Source organism: Mucilaginibacter sp. P2_D11, from assembly GCF_056404435.1.
In genome coordinates this window covers 402320-415226 of sequence record NZ_JBFUEA010000001.1, presented here as the reverse complement: position 1 = coordinate 415226, position 12907 = coordinate 402320, and the positions used below count along the sequence as shown (strand labels likewise).

Sequence of the window (12907 nt, the reverse complement as noted above, 5' to 3'; positions counted from 1 at the left end):
TTAGCTTTCTTCGGTAGTATCGGGCTGGCGCTCTTCTTTGCTTATTTTGTCGAATATCTTATCCATGCGCTCTACGTATTCGCTGGTATCGTCTACAAAAAATTCCAGCTGAGGTATTACGCGCACCTGGTCTTTAATGCGGGCACCAAGCTTATAGCGTATTTCTGATGCGTGCAGCTTAATGGTGGCCAGTGCGTGTGCATTATCGGTACCGTTGAAAAAACTGAGGAAGATGCGTGCGATGGCCAGATCGGGCGTTACGCGCACTTTGGTAATAGTTACCAGGGTATTGGGCAGGTAGTTCATGCCCTCGCGTTGAAATATAGCGGCCAGGTCCTGTTGGATTACCCCGGCAAATTTTTGCTGACGTTTTGATTCCATGATGATTGATAACGCCGGTTAGGCAAATGAGTTTGAATTATTATATGTATTGCGAGGTAAAAAGCTAAAGCTAGTAAATTTGGGTACTGGTTGCATTGATTTTTTTTGATTTCACCGATTACACCGATTTTTTTGATTTCACCGATTTTCGTTTTGACTCTTAAGCCTATCAAGTATAGATAAGAACCACTCTCTACTCACCGCTCACCATTCACCACTCCCCTACAAATCCTGCTTTATCTCGTCCAATCTTTTCACGCTGAGGCTGGCGCTTATGCCCGAAGCAATTATTGCTATAACAAATACCGTAACGAACACCAGCAAATAATCGCTGGCTTTAAAGGCTACGGGGTATGCATCCAATACCAACATCTTCCCACCCATTTTGATGAGGCTGAACTGTAATTGAATAAGGCAGATTATGGATCCCAGGATAATGCCGCCCGCACAGCCTATCATCGATATCATCATCCCCTCGAAGAAAAAGATACCCCGTATTAATGGTTTACCCGCCCCCAGGCTGGTGAGGATGGCAATATCTTTCCGCTTATCTATCACCAGCATGGTGAGCGAGCCGATGATATTGAATATGGCAATAATGAGTACGAATACCAATATCATGAATATCGACCATCGTTCGTAATTGATGGTTTTATACAAGCCGGTATTCTGCTCCTTGCGGTTCTTCACCACATAGCCGTTGCCTAGCTTTTCCTGTATGTCGGCCTGCGCATCATCTATATCGGTGCCGGGCTTCAGGTTTATTTCTACGGATGATACGTTTACGGGTTCTTCCAGCAAATCGCGCGCAAACTCTATGGGGGTAACAACCATGTCGTTAAAATCCTGCTGTACCGAAAACACCCCCGATGGCGTGATGGGGCGGTAAATAAAATCGCTCAGGGGGTTGTTGGCACTGCCGGCGGCGCGGCGCGGCGAGTATATCTGCAACGGCGTAAACTGGTCGCGCAGGCTTATGCCCAGGCTGCTTTGCACGGTGCTTCCAATTACAGCAAAATAGTACCGCTCGTCTTTTATGGTAAAGGGGGCGGGCTTAACAATGCTATCGAGTTCTTTCTTCTTCAAAAAGTCATCGGTTACGCCTTTTAGGGTGGCAATAAAAGGCTTATCGGCATACCTGATGAGTACTTTATCCTGCAGTACCAGCGTGTAAGAGAATACGCGGCCCTCTTCCTTCAACTGTTTTAATTGGGCGGTATTAGGGTCGAAGGTTTTGCCCTCGCGCGGCTCAATCTTAATCTCGGGCGTAAAATCGCTGTAGAGCGATAGGATCACCTTTTCGAAACCGTTGAACACCGAGAGGATAACGATAAGCGCGCCACTGGCCACCAGCACGCCCAGCATGGATATGCCCGATATGATATTGATGGCGTGCGTCTGTTTTTTGCTGAACAGATACCTTTTGGCTATGTAAATGGAGGTGTTCAAGCGTTATAGATAAGGGTTGTGCTGTTTTTCGTAGCCGATGGTGGTTTCGGGGCCATGGCCCGGGTACACCGTACAATCATCGGGCAGGGCAAAAAGTTTTTCTTCGATGTTTTTCACCAGGGTGTTGTAATCGCCGCCGGGCAAATCGGTACGGCCGATGCTGTTGCGGAAAAGCACGTCGCCCCCTATCAGTATATTGGCATCTGCATCGTAAAAACACAAGTGTGCAGGGGAATGGCCGGGCGCGAATATCAGCTGCAAGGTAGTATTGCCAAAAGCGATGGTGCCGGTTTCGGGTAGGAAGGTATCCGGCAGGGGCGATGCATCGTACCTAAAGCCCATTGCGGGGGCGTAAGCAACAACGGCCGCCAGCGTATCCGATTCGCCCTGGTGAAACTGCGGTTTTAGCCCATACTGGTCGAACACGAAACGGTTGCCCAGCACATGGTCTACATGGCAATGGGTGTTGAGCAGCGCAACGGGTTTAAGGCCGTTATCGTTAATAAACTTTACCACGGTATTTTGCTCGGCAGCGGTGTACATGCCGGGATCTATGATCACGCAGTCCTTGCTATCGTCGAATAAAATATAGGTATTCTCCTGGTAAGGGTTATTTACAAAGGATTGAACGTTTGCCATGGCGCAAAGGTAGTTTAAGAAGCCGACAGTCTAAAGTCTAAAGGAGTAAAAGCAAAGCATCAAATCTATGCCCGTCTAACCAAAACAGTTTAACACCACACTTTCGACTTAAGACCTGTCTTCTTACTGCTTCCACTTAAACGTTTTGATCATCACATCCACATCCTTTTTCAGGAAATCGAGCACGGGTTGTATCGAATCTAACCTTGGCTCGGAGTTGAAATATAAGGCGCCTCGGAGATAGTGTTTGGTGCTGTCCGTCAAAAAAAACTGGGCCGATGAGGCGGCGTTGCCATCTATGGTGTAATAAATGCCGTAAACCTTTTTATTTGGGTAGGCAATTACGCCCTCATCTATAGAGGTTGCTTTTACCGTGTGCTTAAAGCTTAGTTTATGCGCATCTTCTACCAGCTCATTAAATTCCTTTTGGGATGTTACCGGCTGGTAGCTTAGGTGCAGCGTGGCGTTGAATTGCGCAAATTGTATGTTTTGCCAGCAAGGCTTGGCCCCGCGCGATTTATCAGGTTCGATGCTGCCGTATTTTGGATAGTCGAACGTAAAGGGGCAGCCCTCGCTATAGGCCTGGTATTCTTTTTTGGGGTAAACGATACGGAAGTACCCGCGCGGTTTGGGCGAATAATCGGGCTGACCGCCGCAGGCCGCGATAAACAAGATAATTAAAGAAAAAGCAGCTTTTTTCACGGGAATTAATCGTTTGTGTTCCAAATTTCCCAGGCTTTCTCGGCCTGCAATACTAACATTTCGTAGCCATTTTTGGTAGCCGCGCCACGTTCCTGGCCTTTTTTCATAAACAGGGTAAGCGGCGGGTTGTACACCAGGTCGAACAGGAGGTGGTGGTGGCCTATCGCTTCGTAGGGTATGGGCGGGCATTCATCTACATTTGGATATGTGCCCAGGGGCGTGGTATTGATGATGAGCTTATAAGCGGCTATATGGTGAGGCGTAAGTTCGCTGAAAAGAATATTGCCCTCGGCGGGTTTGCGGGTAACGCTCACATAATCGATGCCCTTGTTTTCCAGCACGCATTTCACGGCCCTGGCCGCGCCGCCATCGCCTAATATCAGGGCCTTATCGTGATGGTGATTCAACAACGGACTAAGTGAACCGTCGAAGCCGTATATATCCGTATTATAGCCCTCCAGCCTGAAATCGTGGCCTTTGATGCCCAATTCGCCCGAAAATGCAGCGGACACCGGGCTTTCTGCAATTACCTTGATGCAGTTCACCGCCCCGGCGGTTTTAGCGTCGTGCTCTATCCAATCCAGGTATTTCATCACGTTCACCTTGTGGGGGATGGTAACGTTAAGGCCGCAAAGGTTGGGGTTTTGGTGCAGCAGGGTGGGTAACTCTTTAATATGTTCCAGGGGATACAGGTCATAGGCCGTATGCTTTATCTTTTCGGCGATGAATTTCTCGGTAAAGTATTTTTTGGAGAACGAATGCGAAAGCGGATAGCCGATGAGCCCGTAATTTTTCATGTTGGCGGTTATAATTTAAACCGAAGGGTTTAATGCGGTAATATTACCAACAAAGCACGAGGATTTATAATTTTATTATCAACCGCGAAGGCTGTGCCGGAGTGCAGTTAGTCCTTAACAGGGTTTACACAAGTGTTCCGCCGGTGGTAAAAAAAGTGTCCCACCCATTTTTGCTGATTTTATTTAAGTATCTAATAATAAATTAATTATAGACTTTACTTAAACAACAGGGGTGTTCCACAAAAAAACACAACTTCCTGATAATCAATGTTTATTTAAAAACAAGTGTCCCGCATTCAAAGTGGAACACTTGCCGCCGGGACACCCAGGGCTATTGGCCTTGCAGCAGCGCCAGGTACAGCCGTTCTATCTCTATGGGTTTGCGCAAAAAGCCGTTGAAGTAGTTCTTATAATCCTCGTTACTTTCGGCGGTAATATCGGCCGTGAGGGCAAAAACGGGGGTGCTTTTATTAGGGTTACCATTAAGGCGTATCTGCTCGGCGGCATCAAAACCGTTCATCTCGGGCATATGTATATCCATCAAAATAAAGTCGAACGCCTTAAGGCTGGCTTTCTCTACGGCCTCCATCCCATTTACCGCGTGTTCGCTTTGCATGCCCCAGTTGGCCAGCAGCTTGCGCGCTACCATGGCGTTTATCATATTATCCTCGGCCAGCAGTACGGTTTTACCCTTAAGCCCCTCGGCCGACATGGGCACGGCCCTACCGGGGATAATCGCCTTTTTAAGGGTAAGCTCAAAGGTGAATTCCGAGCCCACGCCTATCTTGCTTTTTACCGTAACCGTGCTGCCGTACAGTCCCGTAAGTTTCTTTACGATAGCCAGGCCCAGGCCCGAGCCGCCCTGCTTGCGGGTGGTGATGGCTTTGGGCTGCGAAAAGGTTTCGAATATCTCTTCAAAATGCTCCTCGTGTATGCCGGTGCCGGTATCCGTAACAGCAAAGCGTAAGGTCTCGGTATCCTCGTTAGCGCATAGCTTCTGTACCTGCAGGGTTACGTTGCCTGCATCGGTGTATTTTACGGCATTACTGATGAGGTTGCCCAATATCTGCGAAAGCTTGGTTTCGTCCAACTCGTAGCAGCCGGCTAGCGTGGTATCAGCATCCAGCAAAAGCTCGATGCCCTTTTTGTGGGCCAGGCTGTTATAGGTTTTTATTACACGTTCCAGTATCTCCTGCAACACGCGGGGCCGGTTCTCTATCTCTACCTTGCCCGAATCGAGCTTGGTGAAATCCAATATATCGTTTATTACCAGCAGCAGGTTATTAGAGGCCGACTTAAGCGAATCCATTAACTCCTCGTCGTAAGCAGATTTGGCCGTAATCATAGAGGTGATAGTGGTAACTGCGTTCAGCGGGGTGCGTATCTCATGACTCATGGTGGATAGGAACTCCTGCTTCATCCTGGCCGATTGCTCTGTGCGCTTCTGCTTTTCCTGTATGGCCTCGCGCTCCTTTTTCAGCTTAGCCTCTTTCTCCATCGATTCCATTTTGGTGATGAGTTCGTAGTTCTCAATCACCTTTAGCGTTTGGGTGTTTATTACTGCCTCCTTCTGGCCCAGGTAAAGCTCCAGATACTCCAGGGATTTTACGGTATCACCTTCCATTTTGCTTATCTGATACAAATGATAGTTGCACTTGAAGCGTATAATGGCGATGTTGTACTTATTGCTGAAATCGAGGCCCTTTTGCAGTATCAGTTTGGCTTTATCCAGCCGGCCCAAGACAATATACAGCTGCCCCATCTTTTGATAGGCCATGCCCAAGCCAAGTTTTTCGCCGGCATTGATGTGTATGTCTATGGCGTTCTTAAAGTCATTCTCGGCCTCCTGCAGGCGGCCGGTTACTGTATACACCTTGCCGCGGCCGTACAGCGCAAAAGCCAGGCCGCGTATATCCCCGGTTTTTGATTTAATGCCAATAGAATCCTGTATCACACGCAGGGCCTTTTCTATTTTGCCCTGGTTAAGGTATATGCCCGAGAGTGGGTTGTACGCGTTAGATACCAGGTTTAGGTCTTTTACCCTGCGGGCCGCCTCTATGGCCCCTTCATAAGAACGCACTGCGTTTTTAGGGTCGCCAAAATACTCGTAAATGGTGCCTAATGATTTTAGGGTACGTGCCTGGTTATGCCAATCGTTGTACTTGCGGTAGATCTTCAGGCAATCAAAAAGGCAAATGAGGCCAAGGTGGAAGTTATCGGTTTTATAATAAACGCCGGCTATGCTGTATTTGGCATCGGCAATGCCCCTGTCATCGTGCAAGCCCTCAAAACAGCGGATAGCCTCTTTGGCCATATTTACCGAGCGTTTGTAACCACCCTGTATCATGTAAAAAAGCGAGAGCTGGTTCAGGCTTTTGCCAATGAGTGCCTTTTGGTTGTGCCTGCGGCTTAGCTGAAGGGCCTCGGTAGCCAGTTTTATGCTATACTTTAAATTATGCACACGGTTGGTGTACGCATCATCCAGCAGCTGGTTAATGGTATTATGTTCCGTTGTGCCTATCGCCTCCATATATAATGTTTATTATACAATACTAATATACTAAATATTAACCCATAAAAACGCATGCTTCCATAAACCAGGCAGCTATACGAAAAGGCGGGGGAGGCCCAAAATTACAAAGGCCATATTACCCATTTACGGATGATACAGCCTATTTTTTGCTTATAAAATATTTACTTTATCGCCTCGAACTTTACTACAAGCTCCCAGCGTTTTTTGTTTTCTACCAGCTTAAACATAGGGTCGGCACTATCGTTGAATTCGCAGCGGCGTATATTGGTAAAACCGACATCGCGCAGCTCTTTCTCGGTAGATTCCCAGTCCCATAGCCACAGATGCTCCAGGTAGCCAAACAAGTGCTTGGTAACGGCCTTAAAATTGCGCGGCCTCACCTCCATGCCCATCATCATCCTTTTGATAAGGGTGATAGAGGCTTCGGGGTCGTGCTTTACGTCTTTATCATTGATATAATCGCGCACCAGCACCTCCAAATCGGGCATGATGATGCGGAAGATGCCGCCCGGTTTCAGCATTTTGTAAGTATTGCGCAGCGCGATGCGGAAATGCTCGAATGACATATGCTCCAGCACGTGCGAGCAGTACACACCATCAACGGTACTGTCTTTTATGCCGGGCAGTCCTTCGGTAATATCCCCATACTGAACGTTTTTATCGAAAACCTGGCCAAGGCCCTTTTTCAATACGAAACCTAAAATCGGTGTTTTCTGGATGCGCAAGGTGGGCGATACGTCAAAATTCTTCCATTCGGGAGGAGCAGCCTGGCCGCAGCCATAGTGTACATACAGTTTCTCTTCTATTGGCATTTGGGGTAATAAATATGCTATCTGTTAATAAAAACGGCATTATATGTTGCCGTTTTTAAAGATAGATGATTTTAACAAATAACGAATAAGTTTTGGATGATTATGCTGCACATACAATTACAAGTTGTTAATAATATTGTTAGTTTAGCAAAAAGAAAACACCTGCATGCTCCAAAACCGCAATATACTCTGCATAAGCGGCACCGAATGGCACGGTAACTACATTAAGGCGGTAGTAGAGCTGATGAAAGTGCTCTCTGCCGGCAACAAGATACTTTTTGTAGAAAACCCCTACACTTATAAAGATGCCATTGCAGGTGTAAAGGACAAAAACAAAGTAGATTATGTGCAGGCCCTTGGCTTCAAAAGCCGCCTGAGTGAAATACACCCCGAAGGGGGCGGCACTGTTCATATCCTTACCCCTCCGCTTGTTTTCCCGGTGAGCTTTTTGCCTGCAGGGAAATTCTTTACTGCCATGCTCAATTACAACGGCTGGCTGTTGCGCCGCAGCATACGCAAGGCTTTAAAGCAGCTGGATATGCAGCAACAGCTTATCAACTTCGTATCCTTTAACCCCGGCATGGGGGTGATGACGGGGCACCGCTTCCACGAAAAAACACTGATATACCACTGCTACGACGAGATAAAGGGTGCGCACCCCTGGTTAAGCAAGCACGGTGTAAAGCTGGAGCAGGTGTTTATGAAGATGGTGGATGCCGTAATCGTAACCTCGAAAGGCTTGTTTAGCAGTAAGTGCCATGAAACCAAGCGATGCTACACCGTGCACAATGCGGTAAAGGCTTCGCTCTTTAGGCAAGGCTTTAACCCGGAGGTTAACCTTACCACAAAAAATATCGGCTACGTAGGCAGTGTAGACGACCGACTCGACTTTGAGATCCTGGAGCATCTGTTCAAAAACATGCCCGATGCCACGTTCACCTTCGTGGGCCGCATCATGAGCGATAAATCGGAAGCGATACTAAAGAAATACAAAAACGTAAAGTTGGAAGGTGCCAAAGCACCCGAGTTATTGCCCGCTTACTCCAAACAATTTTCTGTGGGGATAATCCCATTCATTAAAGACGATTTTACGCGGGGTATTTATCCAATGAAGATAAACGAATACCTGGCCGCCGGCCTGCCTGTAGTGAGTACCGATTTTAGCGACCTATCCGACTTTGAGGGGATCATTAAGATAGCCGATAACAAGGAGGATTTCCTGGAATACCTGCTACAGGAAATAAATACCGACACCACCGCTAAACGCGAAAGCCGGCTGGCCATTGCCGAGGGCAATACCTGGGACCACCGCGCCGATGAGCTATCTGATGTGATAGAAACTGTAGAGCGGGAGCTTTATCCGGCATAGCCGCAACCAACCATTATGCTGGCATTGCTTAAAAGATACCTGGCCCACAACGCAACTCTGAACGCGGATGAGCTGGCTGCCACAACCAGCCAATTCAAGTTGCTGAAAGCTAAACGCGGCATGCTTTTATACAGGCAGGGCGATACCTGCGATAAACTTTTTTTTGTAAGTAAAGGCAGCCTGCGCGTTTATTATCTATCGCAGCAGGGGGTGGAGCGCACAAGGCTTTTTGCCTTTGAAGGCATGCTGGTTACCTCGCTGGCAAGTTTTATCTCCGGCCAGGCCTCATTCGAGTTTGTTGAAACTTTGGAAAATACCGAACTGCTTGCTATTGCCCGCCACGATTTTTTTGCGCTCACCGAAACGATTGCCGGGTGGAAAGATTTTTACTGCCGCCTTTTGGAATCGGCCTATATTCACAATAACCACCGGCTGGAAAGTGTGGTTACCCTCAACGCCAAAGCGCGCTACGAGCAGGTATTGGCGCAAAACCCGCAGATAGTTCAGCGGGTGCCCAATAAAATAGTAGCCACCTACCTGGATATAAGCCCCGAAACTTTAAGCCGGCTAAAATCTAATTGAATTTATTGACCTGCATCAATGCGAATTGAAATACCTTGAGCTATCCTTGTTAAAATTATAAGCCAATGAATTTCGACCCGGAAAATAAAGTAGTACAATTATGCGCCAAGGGGATGCAGGCCGAGGCCGAGGGTAGTATCGATGAAGCCAATGCCTGTTTTATGCAAGCCTGGGAAGCGGCAACCAACGATTTCGAACGCTTTACCGCAGCCCATTACTGTGCCCGCAACCAGCTCGACCCATTGGTTAGCCTGCAATGGAATTTAGATTCGTTAAAATACGCCGAAGCTGTTGCAGACGCAACGCTGAGGGCGCACTACCCATCGCTGTACCTCAACATTGCCAAATCGTACGAAACATTGCGGGATATACCCGCCGCCGCCCGCTATTACCAGCTGGCAGCCGATAACGCCATCCATTTGCCCGAGGGCGGTTTCGGCAATATGCTAAAAGCCGGCATAGCAGATGGCCTGAACCGCACCGGCATTAAATCTTTCGGCAACGCTTCAATAGATGAGCTGATAAACGCCTGGTGCGAACGGAAAGCGTTGCGGCCACTATCGCTGGTGTTACCCGCGTACCTCCCCTGTATGGGTACCGAAGCCGACATTAACAAACTAATAACCGCCCTAAGTTATTTGAGTGCCACCCGATGCCTGGATGCGGAGGAGCAAAGGAAAGTGGAAGAGGTTATATGCAAGTTGGTTGGATGATTCAGCCTTTTTCTCCTCATCGTCATTGCGAGGCACGAAGCAATCTCCCGGTTAGCAGAGCAGCCTGCAAAGTGGTTTGTCCTACGTAGAGATTGCTTCGTTCCTCGCAATGACGAGGTGGTGAATCGCCCCCTACAAATACGTAATACCGTCAAAAATCGACTTGGTGTAATATAAAGGGCTAAAGGGCTCCTGGCTTGCGTATTCGCAAGATGCCTGTATGTTGGTGCAATACAGGTTGCCGAAGATGCTGGCGATGGAGGCATCGGCAGCATCGCGGCTGGTGGCAATTTTCACCAGTCCGTTTAAGGGTACCAGGCGCGTAGCATCAAACAAAACCCAATCGCCACCCAGGTAGGCTTCGAAACAGGCATGGAAATCTGGTGGATTCAGTTGATAGGCATAGCCCGTAAAATACCTCGCCGGTATGGTGAGCGCGCGGCAAAGCGCAATCCCCAGGTGGGCAAAATCGCGGCATACGCCGGCTTGCTGGGTTACGGTATCATAGGCCGATGTTTCCGAATCGGTAGAGCCGCTTAGGTATTCAACATTGCGGTAAATCCAATCGGTAATGGCAAACACCTGCCCGAAGGGGCTGCTGATGTGGCCGAAGTTGTTATTGGCCATGCGCGACAGCTTGTCCGACTGGCAGTAGCGGCTGGGGTTAAGGTACGGCAGTACCGATGCGTCGCAGCGGCCCACAGGCATTTCTTCTACGGAAGAATAATCTTTCACCTCGTAATAGGTGTCAACCAGTGCTTCGTATTTAATGCTGATATGGCCGGTATCGGGCAACTCCAGCCGAACGAAGCGGTTCTCGCCGTTTGTGGCATTAAGTTCTTCTATTTTTATGTAGGGGTCTATAAATAATGTTTCTTCCAGCACCGTTTGATGTGCTGTCCTTAGCGCATGTATGTTTAGTATTAAGGTGCTCGGCGCTATGATATCATACTCTAACCCGGCCGATACTTTAAATTTCATGGTTGCTATTTAGGTAATTTGTCAAACGCTTTATCCATCCATTCGCCAGGGATGTTCATCAGCGCACTTTTTAATTCATCGGCCCATTGCGCAGATATGTCTGCCATATCGCGCTGGGTATAACGCTGCTCTACCAGTTCGAAAGTATCCCTTTTATACAAGGCTACGTCTATCGGAAAATCCACATTATTGCTGCTTACCCGGGTACTATCGAAAGACAGGAAACCCGCCTTAAGCGCAAGCTTCATATCCGACCCCTCTTCCAATATACGGTTAAGGATGGCTTTTCCGTGCCCCGAGTTGCCTATTACTACAAATGGCGCGCCAAGGCCAAGCTCCACCCAATTACCCTCGGGGTAAAGCAGGAATAATTTATGCTCTTCATCGTCTTTCAGCTGCCCGCCGATGATGGTATTCAGGTCGAATCTGAAGCCGCTCTTCTCCAACGCTGCACGGTCCTCGTCGGCCACGCGCCGCACTTGTTGCCCAAAAGCATTTACAGCTTCGAAAAGCTGGGTAAACTCTTCGGTTTTCAGCAGTTCGTTGAAATAAACGATGGCCTTATCCCGCACAGAACGCAGCCCGCTGGTCATAATGAACAGGGAGTGATGGTCCTTCTGTACGATGGTAATCTTTTTTTTTACGGTAGTATCTGTACCGGTGGTAATGCGGGTATCGGCAATGGCCACCAGGCCCTCTTTAACTTTTATCCCCAAACAGTATGTCATTGCAGTACAACAGCAAGGTGCCGACTAAGTTTCAGCGTTTCGACTATTTAAACACAGACGAAACAGGTCGTTACGGGGCGATGGTCACGGGGCACAAAACTACTGCTGCTGCTGTTGTTGTTGCTGGATAATCTCCATATACCTTTCGTAGCTGTTGCGCGGCGGGGTTGGCTTTTCAACCACGGGGAAAGTGGTGGCGGTAAACACTTCTTCGGGGTGGGGCAGCGGGCTTTCATCCTCGTAACCAACGGAAACAGAAACCGTCAGTATATGCTTAGCCGAGCCTTTGTAAACACCTTTTACCGGCGAGCAATCGCTAAAGTTGCGGCCCACGGCCAGGCGTATGTGATTTTCGTTGGCTATGCAGTTGTTGGTAGGATCCAGACCCAGCCAGCCATAGCCGGGCAGATAGGCTTCGGCCCAGGCATGGGTTGCGCCCTCGCCGCGCATACCATCGCGGTTGGGGCAAATATAGCCGCTTACATAACGGGCAGGCATGCCTACCAGGCGCAGCATCACCATGAGTATGTGTGCAAAATCCTGGCAAACGCCGGCTTTAAGTTGCCAAATCTCATCGAGGGTAGTTTCTACTGTGGTTACTCCTTTTATGTATTCAAAGTTTTTGTAAACGTATTCGGTAAACTTAAGTGCGGTTTGGTAAGGGGTATCATTGGATAGCCGCACACTGTTTACGATGGGCGTTAATTCGCTCAATCCTTCAAAATACTCCTGCTTCAAAAAGTCGATGTATGGCACGATGTATTTAATGTTGTACAGTTCGTTCCACTGGGCTACCGATGGCTCATCATCAACAGGCAATGGCCTGGGGTGTGTGCTTACCGACAATATAGAGTTTATCAGCAGCAAATTGTGGGGCTCACTATAGGTAAAGCTGCCCACCTCGTTGCCATAATAATCTATATAAGTATCTATTTGGGGGTGGCCGGTAATATCCAATTCGTGTTTTAAAACCTCCTGGTAAATATCGGCTATGGGGTACAGTATGATGCTGTTGGCGCTATCGCGCACCTGGCTATCGTACGAGTATTTGGTAACGTGCTGTATCTTAAATTCGGGCATGGGGATCAATAGTTAATTTGGGGGTTTGAAGATCAGTTAATTTGAAAATTCGGCAATTCGAAGGTTTGAAAATGCTGTCGCGGTAGGTTAATCTTCAACTTTTCAAATCACCAAATTTTCAAATTAGCTTTTCTTCAGGTA

13 protein-coding genes are annotated in these 12907 nt (G+C 48.1%); 3 read left to right on the top strand and 10 right to left on the bottom strand.

Features of this window, described 5'->3' with window-relative positions; translation table 11 throughout:
* The 7 genes from rbfA to AC1DXC_RS01695 all read right to left on the bottom strand — a co-directional run bounded on the left by rbfA (position 1) and on the right by AC1DXC_RS01695 (position 7313).
* Positions 1–381: a 30S ribosome-binding factor RbfA gene (gene rbfA, locus AC1DXC_RS01725; protein WP_477457397.1), complete on the bottom strand. Its 381-nt coding sequence runs from the start codon at positions 379–381 to the stop codon at positions 1–3.
* A gap of 222 nt (positions 382–603) precedes the next feature.
* On the bottom strand, positions 604–1830 hold the full coding sequence (locus tag AC1DXC_RS01720) for an ABC transporter permease (RefSeq protein WP_477457396.1): 1227 nt from the start codon (positions 1828–1830) through the stop codon (positions 604–606).
* A 3-nt stretch (positions 1831–1833) separates the two neighbouring features.
* Positions 1834–2469, bottom strand: coding sequence for an MBL fold metallo-hydrolase (locus AC1DXC_RS01715; protein WP_477457395.1), 636 nt, complete (start codon positions 2467–2469; stop codon positions 1834–1836).
* Between the two features lie 123 nt (positions 2470–2592).
* Positions 2593–3171 (bottom strand): gliding motility lipoprotein GldD, encoded by a 579-nt coding sequence (gene gldD / locus AC1DXC_RS01710; protein WP_477457394.1) that lies wholly within the window; start codon positions 3169–3171, stop codon positions 2593–2595.
* Between the two features lie 5 nt (positions 3172–3176).
* The gene (locus AC1DXC_RS01705) at positions 3177–3968 is read right to left on the bottom strand and encodes a shikimate dehydrogenase family protein (RefSeq protein WP_477457393.1); all 792 of its coding nucleotides are present in this window, start codon (positions 3966–3968) and stop codon (positions 3177–3179) included.
* Between the two features lie 331 nt (positions 3969–4299).
* Complete coding sequence (locus tag AC1DXC_RS01700; RefSeq protein ID WP_477457392.1) at positions 4300–6498, bottom strand: tetratricopeptide repeat-containing hybrid sensor histidine kinase/response regulator; 2199 nt, start codon at positions 6496–6498, stop codon at positions 4300–4302.
* Between the two features lie 164 nt (positions 6499–6662).
* Positions 6663–7313, bottom strand: a complete 651-nt coding sequence (locus tag AC1DXC_RS01695) for a class I SAM-dependent methyltransferase (RefSeq protein WP_477457391.1) — start codon at positions 7311–7313, stop codon at positions 6663–6665.
* Between the two features lie 166 nt (positions 7314–7479).
* On the opposite strand from AC1DXC_RS01695, the gene AC1DXC_RS01690 reads away from it, so the two are divergent.
* From AC1DXC_RS01690 to AC1DXC_RS01680, 3 genes are all read left to right on the top strand, one after another.
* Complete coding sequence (locus AC1DXC_RS01690; protein WP_477457390.1) at positions 7480–8682, top strand: glycosyltransferase; 1203 nt, start codon at positions 7480–7482, stop codon at positions 8680–8682.
* Between the two features lie 15 nt (positions 8683–8697).
* Positions 8698–9264: a Crp/Fnr family transcriptional regulator gene (locus AC1DXC_RS01685; protein WP_477457389.1), complete on the top strand. Its 567-nt coding sequence runs from the start codon at positions 8698–8700 to the stop codon at positions 9262–9264.
* A 65-nt stretch (positions 9265–9329) separates the two neighbouring features.
* Positions 9330–9977 carry a hypothetical protein gene (locus AC1DXC_RS01680; RefSeq protein ID WP_477457388.1) on the top strand — a complete coding sequence of 216 codons (648 nt, stop codon included), beginning with the start codon at positions 9330–9332 and terminating at the stop codon, positions 9975–9977.
* A 132-nt stretch (positions 9978–10109) separates the two neighbouring features.
* Here AC1DXC_RS01680 and AC1DXC_RS01675 read toward each other — a convergent pair whose 3' ends face one another.
* From AC1DXC_RS01675 to AC1DXC_RS01665, 3 genes are all read right to left on the bottom strand, one after another.
* Entirely contained in the window at positions 10110–10958 is an 849-nt protein-coding gene (locus AC1DXC_RS01675) for a transglutaminase-like domain-containing protein (RefSeq protein WP_477457387.1), read from the bottom strand.
* Between the two features lie 5 nt (positions 10959–10963).
* Complete coding sequence (locus tag AC1DXC_RS01670; RefSeq protein WP_477457386.1) at positions 10964–11686, bottom strand: proteasome-type protease; 723 nt, start codon at positions 11684–11686, stop codon at positions 10964–10966.
* A gap of 99 nt (positions 11687–11785) precedes the next feature.
* On the bottom strand, positions 11786–12766 hold the full coding sequence (locus AC1DXC_RS01665; RefSeq protein ID WP_477457385.1) for a transglutaminase family protein: 981 nt from the start codon (positions 12764–12766) through the stop codon (positions 11786–11788).
* Positions 12767–12907 lie beyond the last annotated feature (141 nt).

What these genes read in the sequence shown, in the direction of transcription:
- AC1DXC_RS01715 (WP_477457395.1), bottom strand. Translation starts at nt 2,469, where the DNA reads ATGGCAAACGTTCAATCCTTTGTAAATAACCCTTACCAGGAGAATACC.
- AC1DXC_RS01670 (WP_477457386.1), bottom strand. Translation starts at nt 11,686, where the DNA reads ATGACATACTGTTTGGGGATAAAAGTTAAAGAGGGCCTGGTGGCCATT.
- AC1DXC_RS01695 (WP_477457391.1), bottom strand. Translation starts at nt 7,313, where the DNA reads ATGCCAATAGAAGAGAAACTGTATGTACACTATGGCTGCGGCCAGGCT.
- AC1DXC_RS01705 (WP_477457393.1), bottom strand. Translation starts at nt 3,968, where the DNA reads ATGAAAAATTACGGGCTCATCGGCTATCCGCTTTCGCATTCGTTCTCC.
- AC1DXC_RS01700 (WP_477457392.1), bottom strand. Translation starts at nt 6,498, where the DNA reads ATGGAGGCGATAGGCACAACGGAACATAATACCATTAACCAGCTGCTG.
- AC1DXC_RS01675 (WP_477457387.1), bottom strand. Translation starts at nt 10,958, where the DNA reads ATGAAATTTAAAGTATCGGCCGGGTTAGAGTATGATATCATAGCGCCG.
- AC1DXC_RS01690 (WP_477457390.1), top strand. Translation starts at nt 7,480, where the DNA reads ATGCTCCAAAACCGCAATATACTCTGCATAAGCGGCACCGAATGGCAC.
- AC1DXC_RS01685 (WP_477457389.1), top strand. Translation starts at nt 8,698, where the DNA reads ATGCTGGCATTGCTTAAAAGATACCTGGCCCACAACGCAACTCTGAAC.
- AC1DXC_RS01680 (WP_477457388.1), top strand. Translation starts at nt 9,330, where the DNA reads ATGAATTTCGACCCGGAAAATAAAGTAGTACAATTATGCGCCAAGGGG.
- rbfA (WP_477457397.1), bottom strand. Translation starts at nt 381, where the DNA reads ATGGAATCAAAACGTCAGCAAAAATTTGCCGGGGTAATCCAACAGGAC.
- AC1DXC_RS01665 (WP_477457385.1), bottom strand. Translation starts at nt 12,766, where the DNA reads ATGCCCGAATTTAAGATACAGCACGTTACCAAATACTCGTACGATAGC.